Annotated in this window: 12 protein-coding genes; 8 read left to right on the top strand and 4 right to left on the bottom strand. The window is 74.5% G+C overall.

The window, feature by feature from the left end:
- Positions 1-126: 126 nt before the first annotated feature.
- Positions 127-861 carry an ABC transporter ATP-binding protein gene (locus tag ACFUJY_RS00410; RefSeq protein WP_383292320.1) on the top strand — a complete coding sequence of 245 codons (735 nt, stop codon included), beginning with the start codon at positions 127-129 and terminating at the stop codon, positions 859-861.
- A complete protein-coding gene (locus ACFUJY_RS00405) occupies positions 855-3,296 on the top strand; it encodes an FtsX-like permease family protein (RefSeq protein ID WP_383292317.1) in 2,442 nt (813 codons plus the stop codon). The genes ACFUJY_RS00410 and ACFUJY_RS00405 overlap by 7 nt, the downstream gene beginning before the upstream one ends.
- A gap of 13 nt (positions 3,297-3,309) precedes the next feature.
- On the opposite strand, the gene ACFUJY_RS00400 is transcribed toward ACFUJY_RS00405, so the two are convergent.
- The gene (locus ACFUJY_RS00400; protein ID WP_383292314.1) at positions 3,310-3,993 is read right to left on the bottom strand and encodes a phosphotransferase family protein; all 684 of its coding nucleotides are present in this window, start codon (positions 3,991-3,993) and stop codon (positions 3,310-3,312) included.
- Positions 3,994-4,183: 190 nt separating this feature from the next.
- On the opposite strand from ACFUJY_RS00400, the gene ACFUJY_RS00395 reads away from it, so the two are divergent.
- On the top strand, positions 4,184-5,542 hold the full coding sequence (locus ACFUJY_RS00395) for an alpha-lytic protease prodomain-containing protein (protein ID WP_383293837.1): 1,359 nt from the start codon (positions 4,184-4,186) through the stop codon (positions 5,540-5,542).
- A 115-nt stretch (positions 5,543-5,657) separates the two neighbouring features.
- Positions 5,658-6,530, top strand: coding sequence for a carbohydrate-binding protein (locus ACFUJY_RS00390; protein WP_383292311.1), 873 nt, complete (start codon positions 5,658-5,660; stop codon positions 6,528-6,530).
- A gap of 132 nt (positions 6,531-6,662) precedes the next feature.
- On the opposite strand, the gene ACFUJY_RS00385 is transcribed toward ACFUJY_RS00390, so the two are convergent.
- Positions 6,663-8,348, bottom strand: coding sequence for a bifunctional 3'-5' exonuclease/DNA polymerase (locus tag ACFUJY_RS00385; protein ID WP_383292307.1), 1,686 nt, complete (start codon positions 8,346-8,348; stop codon positions 6,663-6,665).
- 118 nt (positions 8,349-8,466) lie between these two features.
- On the opposite strand from ACFUJY_RS00385, the gene ACFUJY_RS00380 reads away from it, so the two are divergent.
- Positions 8,467-9,642, top strand: coding sequence for a DUF2786 domain-containing protein (locus tag ACFUJY_RS00380; RefSeq protein WP_383292305.1), 1,176 nt, complete (start codon positions 8,467-8,469; stop codon positions 9,640-9,642).
- Between the two features lie 68 nt (positions 9,643-9,710).
- Positions 9,711-11,855: an FUSC family protein gene (locus ACFUJY_RS00375; protein ID WP_383292302.1), complete on the top strand. Its 2,145-nt coding sequence runs from the start codon at positions 9,711-9,713 to the stop codon at positions 11,853-11,855.
- 26 nt (positions 11,856-11,881) lie between these two features.
- On the opposite strand, the gene ACFUJY_RS00370 is transcribed toward ACFUJY_RS00375, so the two are convergent.
- Entirely contained in the window at positions 11,882-12,400 is a 519-nt protein-coding gene (locus tag ACFUJY_RS00370; RefSeq protein ID WP_383292299.1) for a hypothetical protein, read from the bottom strand.
- A gap of 249 nt (positions 12,401-12,649) precedes the next feature.
- On the opposite strand from ACFUJY_RS00370, the gene ACFUJY_RS00365 reads away from it, so the two are divergent.
- Entirely contained in the window at positions 12,650-12,886 is a 237-nt protein-coding gene (locus tag ACFUJY_RS00365) for a DUF397 domain-containing protein (RefSeq protein WP_018102227.1), read from the top strand.
- Positions 12,887-13,015: 129 nt separating this feature from the next.
- Here ACFUJY_RS00365 and ACFUJY_RS00360 read toward each other — a convergent pair whose 3' ends face one another.
- Entirely contained in the window at positions 13,016-13,516 is a 501-nt protein-coding gene (locus ACFUJY_RS00360) for an ATP-binding protein (RefSeq protein WP_383292295.1), read from the bottom strand.
- A 328-nt stretch (positions 13,517-13,844) separates the two neighbouring features.
- On the opposite strand from ACFUJY_RS00360, the gene ACFUJY_RS00355 reads away from it, so the two are divergent.
- On the top strand, positions 13,845-14,726 hold the full coding sequence (locus ACFUJY_RS00355; protein ID WP_383292292.1) for a helix-turn-helix domain-containing protein: 882 nt from the start codon (positions 13,845-13,847) through the stop codon (positions 14,724-14,726).
- Positions 14,727-14,736 lie beyond the last annotated feature (10 nt).

Below are 14,736 nucleotides of genomic sequence, written 5' to 3'. Positions count from 1 at the left end.
AAAGGTAGGCGGCGCGCGCGGACCCGGACCACCCAGCGGTTTCCACTTCTGAGGTGGAGCTGTCTCCACCTCAGAAGTGGAAACCGCTGCGATGTGCCGGACGGGCGGCGGCGGTTGGCTGGGAGCATGAATCACGCAGCCGTACGACTCCGCTCGGTCACCCGGTCCTACGCCGGCAGATCCGGTGCCGTCACCGCGCTCGACGCGGTCAGCCTGGACATCCCCCGGGGCTCCTTCACCGCCGTCATGGGCCCCTCCGGCTCCGGCAAGTCCACCCTGCTCCAGTGCACCGCCGGCCTCGACCGGCCCACCGCCGGCCAGGTCTTCCTCGGCGACACGGAGCTGACCGGGCTGAGCGAGCGGCGGCTGACCCTGCTCCGGCGCAGCCGCATCGGCTTCGTCTTCCAGGCGTTCAACCTCCTCCCCGCCCTGACCGCCGAGCAGAACGTGGCGCTGCCGCTCAGGCTCGCGGGCCGCCGCCCGAAGCGCGCCGACGTCCTCACGGTCCTGGACCGGGTGGGTCTCGGCGGGCGCGCCGGGCACCGCCCCGGCGAGCTGTCGGGCGGGCAGCAGCAGCGGGTGGCGCTGGCCCGCGCCCTGGTCACCCGGCCCGACGTGCTGTTCGGCGACGAGCCGACCGGCGCGCTGGACTCCGCGACCGGCCGCGAGGTGCTGACGCTGCTCCGGAGCATGGCGGACGACGGCCAGACCGTGATCATGGTGACGCACGACCCGGTCGCCGCCTCCTACGCGGACCGGGTCCTGTTCCTCGCGGACGGCCGAGTGCGCGACGAGCTGCACGCCCCGGCGGCCGAGGAGATCGCGGCCCGGATGACGCGACTGGGGGCCGTCCCATGCTGAAGCTCGTGCTCCAGGGCCTCCGGACCCGCTGGGTCACCCTCGCCGGCTCCTTCCTCGCGCTGGCCCTCGGCGTGGGGATCATCGCCACCACCGGGCTGGCCCTCGCCGCCACCTTCGCTGGCCCGGACGAGGCGCCGGAGCGGTTCGCCGCCGCGCCGGTGGTGGTGCGGGGCGCGGACCAGGTGCGGGTACGCACGTCGATCGGCGTCCGTACGCAGAAGCTCACCGATCCCCGGCCCGTCCCGGCGGAGGTGGCCGAGCGGCTGGCGGGGCTGGGGCGCACGGCGGTGGACCGCACGTTCCCGGTGTCGGCGGGGAGCGGGTCCGGTGAGGCGGCCGGGCACCCCTGGGCCGTCGCCGCCGCGACCCCGTACCGGCTGCTCTCCGGCCGTCCGCCCGCCGCGTCCGGCGAGGTCGTGGTCGCGGCGGGCGCGGGGGCCGTCGGGGACCGGATCGCCCTCACCACACCTGCGGGCAAGGGGCGTTGGACGGTGACCGGGACCGTGCGCCCCGTCTCCTTCGAGCGCGCCGTGTTCTTCACCGGGGCGGACGCCGCCCGGCTCTCCCCGGACATCGACGCCGTCGTGGTGCACGCCGACCCGGCGAAGGTCCGCGCGGCCGTGGGCGCCGGCTCCGGCCTGGACGTTCTCACCGGCGACGACCGGCGCCGCGCCGACCCCGACCCGGACCGGGACGCCGAGGCCCTGGTCTCGGTCAACGCCCTGCTGGGCACGGCCGCCGGCATCACCACCTTCGTCTCCGTGTTCGTCGTCGCCTCGACGTTCTCCTTCGCCGTGGCCCAGCGCCGCCGCGAGTTCGGCCTGCTGCGCATGGCGGGCGCGACGCCCGGCCAGGTACGCCGCCTGGTGTACGCGGAGGCCGCGCTCGTCGGCGCCCTCGCCTCGGCGGCAGGCTGCCGGCTGGGCCTCTCCGGGGCGCCCCGGCTCGCGTCCTGGATGGTCCGACAGGGCCTCGCCCCGGCCTGGTTCGCCATCGGGGACCTGAACTGGCCGCTGCACACCGCCTTCTGGACGGGCCTCGCCGTCGCCCTCGCCGGAGCGGTCGCCGCCGCGCACCGCGCCGGACGGGTGCGCCCGGCCGAGGCCCTGCGCGAGGCCGCCGTGGACAGCGGCACGATGCCGCCGGTGCGGGTGGTGCTGGGCGCCGCCGTCCTGCTCACCGGGGCGGTGCTGGTGGTGCTCGGGCTCGTCCAGGACCCGGCGGGGCTCCTCAAGCGCAAGACGTACACCACGCAGCCGATGCTCCTGATCACCGGGTGCGCCCTGTTCGCGCCCGTCCTCGTGCGCCCCGCGATCCGCCTCCTGGCGTGGCTGCCCGCCCGGCTGCCGGGCGCCACCGGCCTCCTGGTCCGGGAGAACGCCTCGGCCGGGCTGCGCCGGACGGCCGCCGTCGCCGCGCCCGTGCTCGTCACCGTCGCCCTGGCCGCGTCGCTGATGGGCACCAAGGCGACGATCGACGCGGCCAAGGCGGCGGAGGCGCGCGGCCAGGTCACGGCGGACTTCGTGGCCGAGGACGAACGCGCGGGTGTGTCCGAGGAGTTCACGGACCGGGCCCGCCGCCTCCCGGGCGTCCGGGTCAGCGCCTCGCGTGCCACCTCCGTCACCGTGCTGGAAGAGGGCACCGCCCTCATCCGCTCCGACGCCCGGGCCGTCGACCCGGCCGACTTCGCCGCGGTGTCCGCGCTGCCCGTGGTCGCCGGCCGGTTCGCCGACCTGGACGACCGCTCGATCGTCGTCAACGAGGAGTGGGAGACCCACGAGGTCGGCTCCCGCGTCCGGGTCCGGCTCGGCGACGGCCGCGAGGTCACCCTCCGCGTCGCGGCCGTGCTCGCCGTCGGCACCGGCGACAACGGCGTCTACCTCACCCCGCGCAACGCGGCCGGAGCCCCCGTCGACCGCGTCGGGATCGCCGTACGCGCCGGGGCCGACCGGCAGGCCGTCGAGCGTGGGCTGCGCGCGGCCGGGCGGGCGACCGGCACCGAGGTGCTGACCCGGGAGGAGTGGGCCGCGATACCCGGGCCGGGCGGCGGCAGCACCCGGACCGGCCTCCTGATGATCCTCGCGATCGCCCTGGTCTACACGGGCATCACCCTTGCCAACACCCAGGTCATGGCCACGGCGGACCGGGTCCGCGACTTCACCGTGCTGCGCCTCGCCGGGGCGACCGAGGCGCAGGTGCTGCGGCTGGCCGGGGCGGAGGCGCTGGCCGTGGTCGCGGTGGGTGCGGTGCTCGGCGCGGCGGTGGCCGCGCTGAACCTGCTGGGCGTGCGGGCCGCGCTCGGCCGGCTCGACGTACCGGCGGTGGTCGTCGTGCCGTGGGAGGCGGTCGGGCTCGTGGTGGCGGTGAGCGCGGCGCTCGCGGTGGTCTGCGCCGTGCTGCCCGCCCGGCTCGCCCTGCGCACCCGGGCGCTCTGATCCACCGGGCCGGTCACCGCCCCGCCAGCGCGGTGACCAGGGCCGCCGCCTCGCCGACCAGGGCCGTCTCGGCCGGGCTCATGGTCGGGTTGAGGGTGCGCCGGGCGGCCGCGTCGGCGAGGCGGGGGCCGGGGATGCCGTCGTCGGCGGCCAGGCGCGGCACCAGGGCGGTCACCAGTTCCCGGGCCCCGTCCGCCGCCGGGTGGGCCCCGTCCACCGCCACCTGCGCCAGGATCAGCGCCGACATGGCCCGGTCCAGGGCGGGCGGGCCCTCCTCGGTGTTGCTCCAGTCGATGACCACGGGCCCGTCCGCCGTCAGCACCACGTTGTCCGGGTGGAGGTCCAGGTGGAGCACCCGGTCCTCGGGGTCGGGCGAGAGCCGGGCCGGGACGGAGTGCAGTTCGGCGAGGAGTCCCGCCAGGAGGCCGGCGCCCTCCTCGGCGCCCGTCGCCCCGGACATCAGGGACTCCAGCATGGTCGGACCGTGCAGGCGCTGGAGGACCAGATCGCCGGGGCCGGCCGACGGGGGCTGCGGACCCAGCCGGGGCACCGGATAGCCGGAGGCGGACAGGTAGGACATGACGGGCAGTTCCCGTGAGGCGTCCATCCCGTCGCGGTAACGCCGCAGCACCCACGCCTCGTCCAGCTCGTACACGTCCGCGTTGCGTCCACTGCCCAGCAGTCGGCCTATTCGCATGAGGGGAACCTACTCGGGCCCCGTGCGCAGGGGGAGTTCGGGCCCGGGCGCGGTGCCCCATAACGCGGTGCGATGGGGCGGACGGGATCTCCTGGAGCTGACGTGTACGCGGCTACCTTGGCGGCGAATTCCCCCGCACCGCTTCCCCCGAAGCGATCCCCAGAACAAGGAGAGTTCCGTGGAGAGATCCATGCTCCGCAGGCGGGCCCTCGCCGCGTGTACCGCCACCGCGGCCGTCGGCGCGCTCGCCCTCGCCGGGCTGACCGGCACCGCGTCGGCCGACCCCGCCTCCCACGCCCCCGCCGTCACGACGGACGCCGCGCAGCTCTCGCCCGGACTGCTGAAGGCCATGCAGCGCGACCTCGGGCTGACCGCCTCCGAGGCCCGCGACCGCATAGCCAACGAGGCGCGGGCCACCGCCGTCACCGCCGGGCTGCGGTACTCGCTCGGCGACGACTTCGCCGGCGCCCGCATCTCCGGTGACGTCGGCACGCTGACGGTCTCCACCACCGACGCCTCGGACGCCGCCCGCATCGCGAAGGCCGGCGCCCGCGCCGAGGTCGTCGACCACAGCCTGGCCGAGCTGGACGACGCCAAGGCCGCGCTGGACCGGGTCGCACTGCGCACCGCTCCGAAGGACGTCCCCGCCTGGTACGTGGACGTCAGTGCCAACCGCGTCGTGGTCCAGGCCGCGAAGGCGTCCGCCGCCGAGGCCCTGCTCGCCGAGGCAGGCGTCTCCCGCAGCCTGGTGAAGATCGCGCACTCCACCGAGCAGCCCCGCACCTTCACGGACCTGCGCGGCGGTGACGCGTACTACATGAACGGCTCGGGCCGCTGCTCCATCGGCTTCCCCGTCAAACGCGGCACCCAGGGCGGCTTCGTCAGCGCCGGGCACTGCGGCACGCCGGGCGTCTCCACCAGCGGCTACAACCAGCAGGCCCAGGGCTCCTTCCAGGGCTCCACCTTCCCCGGCCGCGACTACTCCTGGGTCGCCACCAACACCAACTGGACCCCGCGCCCGCTGGTCAACGGCTACGGCAACGGCGACGTGACGGTCACCGGCTCCACCGAGGCGATCGAGGGCTCGTCGGTCTGCCGGTCCGGCTCCACCACCGGCTGGCACTGCGGCACGGTCCAGCAGCGCAACAGCAGCGTCACCTACCAGGAGGGCACCGTCTCCGGGGTGACCCGGACCAACGTCTGCGCCGAACCCGGCGACTCCGGCGGCTCGTTCATCTCGGGCAGCCAGGCCCAGGGCGTCACCTCCGGCGGCACCGGCAACTGCTCGCAGGGTGGTGTGACGTACTTCCAGCCGCTGAACCCGGCGCTCCAGGCGTACGGGCTGACCCTGGTCACCAACGGCTCCACCACCCCGCCCGACCCGACCGACCCGCCGACCAACCCCGGCGGCACCTGGGCGGCCGGCACCGCCTACGCGGCCGGTGACGTCGTGACGTACGGCTCGGCGAGCTACCGCTGCCTGCAGGGCCACCTGGCGCAGCCCGGCTGGACCCCGCCGAACGTCCCGGCCCTCTGGCAGGCCGTGTAACACCGGAACACCCCCCGCCCCTCAGGCGATCGAGGAACGGGCCCGGGGCGACGCCGCCCCGGGCCCCCGCACCGCGCACGTGCCCTTCCCCACCATCCCGAGGAGTCCGTCAGCCATGCCCCCCGCGACCCCCGAGTCCTCCGCACCCGAGCCCACCGCCGAAGCCGCCGGCGGCCCGGCGATCAGCCGCAAGTCCCTCCTCAAGGCGGCGCTCGTGGCCACCGCCGTACCGCTGTTCGCCGGCGGCGGGGTGGCGCTGGCGCGCGACGCCGGGAACACCGGCCGGCCGCTCGCCCCGACCCCGGACTGCGACGACGGCGACGAGCCGACGCACGACCAGATGGAGGGCCCGTACTTCAAGCCCAACTCGCCGCTCCGCACCAGCCTGGTGACCGCGTCGACGCCCGGCGTCCCGCTCACCGTCAGCGGTTACGTCTTCGGGCGCGAGTGCCGCCCCATCCCCGGCGTGCTGCTCGACTTCTGGCAGGCCGACACCAACGGTGAGTACGACATGAGCGGTTATGCCTTCCGCGGCCACCAGTTCACCGACCGGAACGGCGCGTTCACGCTCACCACGATCGTGCCCGGCCTCTACCCCGGCCGTACCCGGCACATCCACGTGAAGGCCCAGGCCCCCGGCTCGGGCATCCTCACCACCCAGCTGTACTTCCCGGGTGAGCCGCGCAACAACACCGACATGCTGTACGACGCGGCGCTCCTGATGAACGTCCGGGCGGTCGGCTCCGGCAAGGAGGGCACCTTCGACTTCGTCCTCGACGTCGCCCAGGACCCCACGGACCCGACCGATCCCCCCACCGACCCGACCGACCCGCCGACCGAACCGGGCGGCACCTGGGCGGCCGGGACGTCCTACACCGCGGGAGACCGCGTCACATACGGCGGGGTCGCCTACCGCTGTCTGCAGGCTCACACCGCCCTGACCGGCTGGGAGCCGCCGAATGTCCCCGCGTTGTGGGAACGCGGGTAGACAGCAGACCGGCGGAGCGGCCGTAACCGCCGCGCCCACGCGCCCCGGGCTCTCTCCCCGGGGCGCGTGCGGCGCACGGCCCGGGCCGGAGGGGGTTCGGCTCGGGCCGTTCCGGCCGCCGTTCCGAGGCCGTCACTTCGCGTCCGAGTAGCGCTCCACCACCGCCGTGGTGAACGGGAAGCGCACCGGTGTGTCCCCGAAAGCCGTCCGCCCGGCCACCTCGGCGGCCTCCCGGATCGCCGCCACGACCGCGTCCGTCTCCGCGAGCGGGCAGTGCACGATCACCTCGTCGTGCTGGAAGAAGACCAGCTCGGCCCGGAGCCCGGCGGCGGCGACCGCCCGGCGCAGGGCGGCCAGGAGCAGCAGCGCCCACTCCGCCGCGCTGCCCTGCACCACGAAGTTCCGGGTGAACCGGCCGCGCGCCCGTGCGTCCGACGAGGCGTATCCGGGCGTGTACTCCGCCCGGGCCCCGTCCTCCTCCTGCGGGATGCCCGCCTCCCCGTCCTCCCCGTGCCCGGCCGCCGGCGGACTGGTCCGGCCGAGCCACGTCCGTACGAGACGCCCCTCCTCGCCCGCCTTCGCGGCGTCGTCCACATAGGCGACCGCGCGCGGGAACCTGCGGCGCAGGGCCGCCAGATTCTTCAGGCCGTCCCCGGACGTCTGCCCGTAGACGGCACCGAGCAGCGCGATCTTGGCGTGGTCGCGGTCGCCGTGGAAGGCGCGGTCGGACAGCGCGGTGTAGAGGTCGCCGTCGTGGCCCGCGACCTCCATCAGGCCCGGGTCGCGGGAGATCGCGGCCAGCACCCTCGGCTCCATCTGGGCGGCGTCCGCGACGACGAGCCGCCACCCGTCGTCCGCGACGACGGCCCGCCGGATCACCTTGGGGATCTGGAGCGCCCCGCCGCCGTTGGTCGTCCAGCGCCCGGTGACCGTGCCGCCCGGCTGGTACTCGGGGCGGAAGCGGCCGTCGCGCACCCAGTCCTGGAGCCAGCTCCACCCGTGCGCGGTCCAGATCCGGTACAGCTTCTTGTACTGGACGAGCGGCCGGACCGCCGGGTGGTCCAGCGACTCCAGTTCCCAGCGGCGCGTCGAGCGGACCTTGATCCCGGCCTGGGCGAACGCCCGCACCACATCGGCCGGCAGGTCCGGGCGCACCCGGCGGCCGAAGGCGGCGGACACCTCGTCGGCCAGCTCGGCGAGGCGACGGGGCTCGCCGCCGCCCGCGTACCGCTCGCCGAGCAGTTCGCGCAGCACCTCGCGGTGGACGCCGGCCCGCCAGGGCAGGCCCGTCCGGTTCATCTCGGCGGCGACCAGCATCCCCGCCGACTCGGCGGCCGTCAGCAGCCGCATCCGGTCCGGCCGGTCCGTCGCGTCGTGGCGCGCGAGCTGCGCCGCGTACACCTCGGTCAGCGCGTCGAACGGCAGCTCCGGGCCGGAGGGCGGCTCGAACAGGGAGGACTGGGAGCCGGGCTCCGCCGACCGGGGCGGCGGATCGGGCGGCACCGGGCCGCCCCGCAGCCGGGCGAGCGCGGCGGCGGCCGAGCGGGGCTCGCCGAGCCGGCCCTCATGGCCGAGGAGCAGGGATTCGGCGGCCTCCACGTCGTAGGCCCGCTCGACCCGCACCCCGGCGGCCAGCAGTCGGGGGTAGACCTCGGCCGTCGAGCGCCACACCCAGCGGGCGACGTCCGGCCGGGAGCGGATCGCCTCCGCGAGGTCCGGCTCGGTCAGGACCGGGCCCGCCGGCCGGCCGGAGCGGTCCAGCGGGGCGAGGCGCGCGCCCCCGCCCTCCGTGACGGCCAGCGCCCAGCGTTCGGTCATACGGCCGAGTCTGGCACCCGGCACTGACAGTGGCCGGGGACCGGTGGTTCGTGCGCGCGTTCGATATCCACAGCCTGTGGACGGCGGTCCGCAGGCGGCGCACGCCTACCCTGGCCCCATGGAATCGGTGATCGACCAGGCGTTCGCGGCCGCCCTCTACACGGAGGGCGACGCCGGTCTCGACACCGGCGCCTCGCTGCTCGCCGCCGCCCCGCAGGCCGACGCGGAGCTGGTGCGCCGGGGCGAGGAGTTCGTCCGCCGCGCCTGGGAGCGGGGCTGGCTGCCCGCCGACGTCGTCCGCCTCGTCCGCCGCGAGCTGGACGAGCACGCGGCCGGCCTGGCCGCCGGGCTCATCGCCTCGGAGGTCCGCCGCTACCCGCAGCTGCCACCGCGCTGGCGGTCCCAGCTGGACGAGCTGCCGGCGGTGCCGCCCACGGGCCGGCCCGACCGGTTCTCGTACGCCTCCGCGCTCCTCGCCCTCTACCGCCTGCTGCTCACCCTCCCGGCCGTCGAGCCCGTCGGGCCCCCGCCGGGCGCGGCGCGCGAGGCCCTGACCCGGCCGCCCGCCGCGGGGGAGCCCCGGATGCTGACCCGCATCCGCGCCCTGCTCGCGAAGGCCGAGGCGACCGGCTACCCGGAGGAGGCGGAGGCGCTGACCACCAAGGCGCAGGAGCTGATGGCCCGGCACAGCATCGACGAGGCCCTGCTCGCCGCCCGTACGCACGGCGACCGCACCCCCGGCGCCTGCCGGATCGGCGTGGACGCCCCGTACGAGACGGCCAAGGCGATCCTGCTCGACGCGGTGGCCTCGGCCAACCGGTGCCGGGCGGTGTGGAACAGCGACCTGGGCTTCACCACGGTCGTCGGCTTCGAGGCGGACCTGGAGGCCGTCGAACTCCTCCACACCTCGCTCCTCGTGCAGGGCACGGCCGCGATGACCCGCGCCGAGGCGGGCCAGCGGGCCGGCGGACGCAAGCGGACCAAGACGTTCCGGCAGTCCTTCCTGATGGCCTACGCCCAGCGCCTGGGCAGCCGCCTCGCCGACGGCACCGCCCGCGCCACCGCCGAGGCCGACGCGGAGAGCGGCGCGGAGGCCGGCGCGGCCGTCGGTGCCGGGCTGCTCCCGGTGCTGGCCGCCCGTGACCTGGCGGTCACCGAGACCGCCGAGCAGATGTTCCCCCGCACCACGACCACCCGGGTCAGGGGCGCGACGGACCTGGACGGCTGGACGCACGGCACGGCGGCGGCGGACCGGGCCCGGATGAGCGGGGAGACGCGGGGCATCAGGGGCTGAGTGACCACCGGGCAGACCCTCATCCCCCACAAGTCGGGCAAAACGGCGATTCCGGTTAGGCTCGGCACATGAGCTGGCTCCGGGCGCTGAAGGAGACCGCCCGCTCCGGCCTGAAGATCGAGCGGCGGCGCCTCGAACCGCTGATCGCGGTGCGCGGCGCGGCCGGGCTGGCCCTGGTCATCGGGGTCGGCCTGGCGCTGTTCGGTCCGGTGGTCGCCGCCAGCTCCGCGTTCGGCGCGTTCCAGGCGGCGATCGCCACCTTCCAGCGCAGCTGGCGCCCGCGCCCCGTGCTCGCCCTGGTATCCGGCGTCAGCCTCGGCGTCTCCACCTTCCTCGGCTATGTGACGGGCTCCCATCTCCCGCTCTTCCTGCTCCTCCTGGTCGCCTGGACCTTCCTCGCCGGGCTCGCCTGGGCGGCGGGCCCGACCGGGGGCATCATCGCCGCGTCCAACGTCGCGATCATGCTCGTCACGATCACGCTGCCGACCTCCGTCGCGCAGGCGGCCCTGCACGGCGCGATGATCATGTTCGGCGGGGTCGTCCAGGCGGCGCTGATCGTGCTCTTCCCGATCCGCAGATGGGGCGCCCAGCGCGACGCGCTCGCCGACGCGCTGGCCGCCGAGGCCGACTACGCCCGACGGCTGCGCCACGACCCGGTCGCCCACTTCGACCCGGTGCCGCTGATGCTCGCCCGCCGGGCCGCCGCCGTCACCGCCCGCGAGGCCCGCCGCCGCCCCGCCGAACTGCACGGCTCACGCGGGGTCGCCGAGCGCATCAGGCCGGTGCTGGCCTCGCTCGCCGACCCGGCCATGGGCGTGCCCCCCGAGGGCCCCGAGCGCGACCGCGTCCGTGAGCTGCTGGCCGCCGCCGGATCGCTGCTCGACGCGGCCGCCCGGGCGATCCGCAAGGGCGATCCGGTCAAGCTGCCCGCGCCGGCCGTCGCCGCGCTGCGGACCCCCGACACCGGGGCCCTGCTCACCGGCCCGCCGCTGCGCGCCGCCGACCGGCTCACCGCCCTGCTCTCCGACGTCATCGAGGCGGCCGAGGGCGACGGCACCAAGGGGGAACGGGTCGGGGCCGAGGAGGCCGCCGACGCCATCAAGGACAGTCGGCTGCCCGCCGAGCACCACCCGCGCCCCGGGCTGCTGCGCCTCGCCCCGGTCATCCTCAGGGCGATGCGCCGCGAGGCGCACCGCGGCTCCCCGATCCTGCGGCACGCGATCCGGCTCGCCGCCGTCGCCGGGGTCGGCTACCTCCTGGGCCGCCTGCTGCCGCTCGGCCACGGCTACTGGGCGCCCATGGCGGCGGTGATGGTGATGCGGCCGGAGTTCTCCCAGACGTACTCCCGCGCGGTCGCCCGGTTCGGCGGCACCCTGGTCGGTGTGTCCCTCGCCTCCGCGATCGTGGAGGCCGGGCACCCGGGCACCGGACCGCTCGCCGCCCTCGCCGTGGTCTGCGCCCTGCTGATGTACCTGCTGATGCGGACCGGCTACGCGGTCGCCCAGGCGTGCGTCGGCGCGTACGTCGTCTTCCTGCTCGGCATGGCCGGCGACGACCTGGGCCAGACCGTGTTCGAGCGGGTGCTCCTGACCCTCGGCGGCGGGCTGCTGGCGATGATCTCGTACGCCGTCTACCCGGCCTGGGAGACCCCGCGCCTGCGCACCCGGCTGGGCGACTGGCTGAAGGCGGACGGCCGGTACGCGGCGGCGGTCGTCGACCAGTACGCGGACCCCGCCGAACGCGGACCGGGCGAGGTGCGGCAGGCCCTGCTCGCCACCCGCGAGGCCCGGGTCGCCTGGCAGGAGGCGGTGGCGACGGCCCGGCACGAACCGGTGCGGCACCGGGGCCTCTCGCACGCCGCCGCCGACGCCACCCAGCACGCCCTGGCCCAGCTGGGCCGGGTCGCGATGCTCCTGGAGGCCCACATCCCGCGCAGCGGCGCCACGCCCGTGCCGGGGGCCGCCGCGCTCGCCGACGCGCTGCGCCGGGCCACCGACCGGGGCGCCAAGGCGGTGCGGGAGCGGCGGGTGCCGGACTGGACGCCGGTGCGGGAGGCGCTGGAGCGCTGGGAGGCGGAGTGCCGGGCGCGCGAGGCGGAGGCGGCGGAGGCGGAGACCGGGGCGCCTCCGCCCGCCGGTGCCGGACTCGTCCGCAACAACGTCGCGCTGCTCCTCGACGCGCTGGAGGACTTCTCGCGGGGGCTGGCCTCGTGACCCTGCCGCGTCACGGCGTCACGCCGTCACGGCGTCGGCAGGTCCGCGAGGTCGGGGAGGTCGGGGATGCCCTCCAGCGAGTCCGAGTCGGTCTTCGCCAGGGTGTCCTTCGCTCCGGCGTCCCACGAGATCACGACGGTCTTGCCGTCGTTGGACTCGACGGACCCCATGGTCCGGGCGGTGTCCCCGTCGGCGCACTTCAGCTCCAGCATCGGCTTGCCCATGTCCGTCACGGTGCCCGTGCAGACGTGGGACTCGGCGACGACGACGGCCTTCCCGGCGACGACCGACAGCACCACCGCCTTGCCGTCGGTCTTGCCCGCCCAGGCGCCCTCCAGCGCCTTCGCGTCGCCGGCGGAGCCGCCGCCGGTGCCGCCGTCCGTCCCCGAGGGCGCGTCGCTGCTCGCGTCCGCCGTGGGGCTCGCGCTCGTCTCCGTGTCCTTGCCCGAGTCGCCCTTGTCGCCGTCGCTTCCGCAACCGGTGAGCGCCAGCGCGGTCAGCAGACCGGTGGCGAGGACTGCGCCGGTACGTGCGAGTTTGTACATGTCGAATTCCCCCTGCAAGACGAATGGCCATCCAAGCTACCAGTGGGTCGCAAGGCATGTGGGGAAGTCAACTCCCGGAATCGGGAGCCGGAGAGGCCGTTCACACGTCTCTCACCACAGGAGCTGTAATCGCGGCGACACCCCGCGTGCACGTGCATCTGCCCGTGCATCCGCTCATGCACCAGAAATTGAACACAGCTATGATCCGGGACAGTTGACACTTGCACCTTGCAACTCGGGGAGCGTCCTGTGCACCACGTGTACAACGGCATGGCGGCCACAGAGCTTCGCGGAGTCGTCTGGCAGAAGAGCAGACACAGCAACTCCCAGGGGTCCTGTGTGGAGTTCGCGAAACTGCCCGACGGAGATGTGGCGATGCGTAATTCGCGGCACCCGGACGGGCCGGCGCTGGTGTACACGCCGGCCGAGATAGAGGCGTTGCTGCTCGGCGTCAAGGACGGCGAGTTCGACCACCTCGTGGGCTGACGGCCGGCGGGAGCGTTCCCGTACACCTCGCCCCGTACACCACAGAGGGCCGAACACCGCAGGAATCCAGCGGTGTTCAGCCCTCGGGCGGTGTGCCACGCGGTGCGCCGGCCGGTCGCACCGCCCCCGTCACACCGGGTCGGTCAGTCTGAACAGTGCCCAGACGACCTTGCCTCGGGAAGCCGTCGCGCCCGGCGTGCTCTCGGCGGTCAGCGCGGGGGAGGGGTGCCACCCCCAGCAGTCGCTGAACGACTCCACCAGGAACAGCCCCCGCCCCGACTCGGCGGAGTCCGCCGCCTCGGAGGCGACCGGACTCGCGTGGCTCGGGTCGCGCACCGCGCACACCAGCCGCGAGGTCCAGCGCATCAGGTGCAGCCGTACGGGCGGCTCCTGGGGGTCGCGCGGGGCGTCGGCCGGCAGGGCGTGCCGCAGGGCGTTGGTGACCAGTTCGGAGACGACGAGAGCGACGTCGTCGAAACGCTCGCTCAGACCCCATCCGCCCAGCGTCGCCCGGGTGAACTGCCGCGCGCCGCCGACCGCTTCGTAGTGCGGCGGAAGGGTGCAGGTGGCCGACCCGGAGACGGCCGAGGGATCGATGGGGGGAAGCCCCTGCCGTAACGGCTCGAGCATCGTCGATCCATTCGTCCCCATGCGAGGCACTCCCGGGAATCGCGGCTGGACCGGTACTGCGTACCGGCGACAGCGGCACAACACGAACGAGAACGCAGGTGCGCGGGCTCCATGGTTCCGAATGCGCACAGCAGATGCAAGGGCAGATGCACGTGCACGCGCCGGACCTGTCCGACGCCGTCCGGTTCTTGCTCATTTCTTCCCCACCCCGGTTTCGGCGTCTTCCCAAGCTCTTCCCATTTCCGTAATCGAATGAGTACGGGGCGAAGCGTTTTGATGGCAGAATCCGGCTCTTGGGGTTCAGGGGGAGCTCCGATGCCAGGAAGCGATGGGGAGGGTTGGACCAGTGGCGGCAGGCGAGTCGAGTGGGTCCGTGGTGCGGCGCATCCTGCTGGGCTCTCAGCTCAGGAGACTGCGTGACTCGCGAGGCATCACGCGCGAGGCGGCCGGCTACTCGATCCGGGCCTCCGAATCGAAGATCAGCCGCATGGAGTTGGGACGGGTGAGCTTCAAGGCCAGGGACGTCGAGGATCTGCTCACGCTCTACGGCGTCACGGACGAGGCGGAGCGCGACTCCCTGCTCGCCCTGGCCCGTGAGGCCAATGTGGCGGGCTGGTGGCACAGTTACGGGGACGTATTGCCCGGCTGGTTCCAGACGTACGTCGGCCTGGAGGGTGCGGCCTCGCTCATCCGGATCTACGAGGTGCAGTTCGTGCACGGGCTGCTCCAGACCGAGGACTACGCCCACGCGGTCGTCTCCCGGGGCATGCGCGGCGCGCCGTCCGCCGAGATCGAGCGCCGCGTCGCCCTGCGCCTGGAGCGGCAGAAGGTCCTCGTCTCCGAACGGGCGCCCCGGTTCCACGCCGTGCTGGACGAGGCGGCGCTGCGCCGCCCGTACGGCGGACGCGAAGTGATGCGCGCGCAATTGCGGCATCTGATCGATATGTCGGAACAGCCGAACGTCACGCTTCAGGTGATGCCGTTCAGTTTCGGCGGGCACGCCGGCGAGAGCGGCTCCTTCACCATGCTGCGATTCCCGGAATCCGATCTGTCGGACATCGTGTATCTGGAGCAGCTGACAAGTGCGCTCTATCTGGACAAGGACGAAGAAGTCGCCCAGTACGAAAAGGCGATGACGCGGCTCCACGCGGAGAGTCCGGGCCCGGAGGAGAGTCGTGACCTGCTGCGAGGACTTCTCCAACTCTCCTGAATTTTCAGTA

The organism is Streptomyces sp. NPDC057249, assembly GCF_042669245.1.
GTDB lineage: Bacteria > Actinomycetota > Actinomycetes > Streptomycetales > Streptomycetaceae > Streptomyces.
Note: the sequence above shows the minus strand (reverse complement) of the source record. Positions and strands in the feature narration are given on the sequence as shown.

Bases quoted from the DNA above. Each gene is read 5' to 3' on its own strand.
- ACFUJY_RS00410 (WP_383292320.1), top strand. From the start codon at position 127: ATGAATCACGCAGCCGTACGACTCCGCTCGGTCACCCGGTCCTACGCC.
- ACFUJY_RS00405 (WP_383292317.1), top strand. From the start codon at position 855: ATGCTGAAGCTCGTGCTCCAGGGCCTCCGGACCCGCTGGGTCACCCTC.
- ACFUJY_RS00400 (WP_383292314.1), bottom strand. From the start codon at position 3,993: ATGCGAATAGGCCGACTGCTGGGCAGTGGACGCAACGCGGACGTGTAC.
- ACFUJY_RS00395 (WP_383293837.1), top strand. From the start codon at position 4,184: ATGCTCCGCAGGCGGGCCCTCGCCGCGTGTACCGCCACCGCGGCCGTC.
- ACFUJY_RS00390 (WP_383292311.1), top strand. From the start codon at position 5,658: ATGCCCCCCGCGACCCCCGAGTCCTCCGCACCCGAGCCCACCGCCGAA.
- ACFUJY_RS00385 (WP_383292307.1), bottom strand. From the start codon at position 8,348: ATGACCGAACGCTGGGCGCTGGCCGTCACGGAGGGCGGGGGCGCGCGC.
- ACFUJY_RS00380 (WP_383292305.1), top strand. From the start codon at position 8,467: ATGGAATCGGTGATCGACCAGGCGTTCGCGGCCGCCCTCTACACGGAG.
- ACFUJY_RS00375 (WP_383292302.1), top strand. From the start codon at position 9,711: ATGAGCTGGCTCCGGGCGCTGAAGGAGACCGCCCGCTCCGGCCTGAAG.
- ACFUJY_RS00370 (WP_383292299.1), bottom strand. From the start codon at position 12,400: ATGTACAAACTCGCACGTACCGGCGCAGTCCTCGCCACCGGTCTGCTG.
- ACFUJY_RS00360 (WP_383292295.1), bottom strand. From the start codon at position 13,516: ATGCTCGAGCCGTTACGGCAGGGGCTTCCCCCCATCGATCCCTCGGCC.
- ACFUJY_RS00355 (WP_383292292.1), top strand. From the start codon at position 13,845: ATGGGGAGGGTTGGACCAGTGGCGGCAGGCGAGTCGAGTGGGTCCGTG.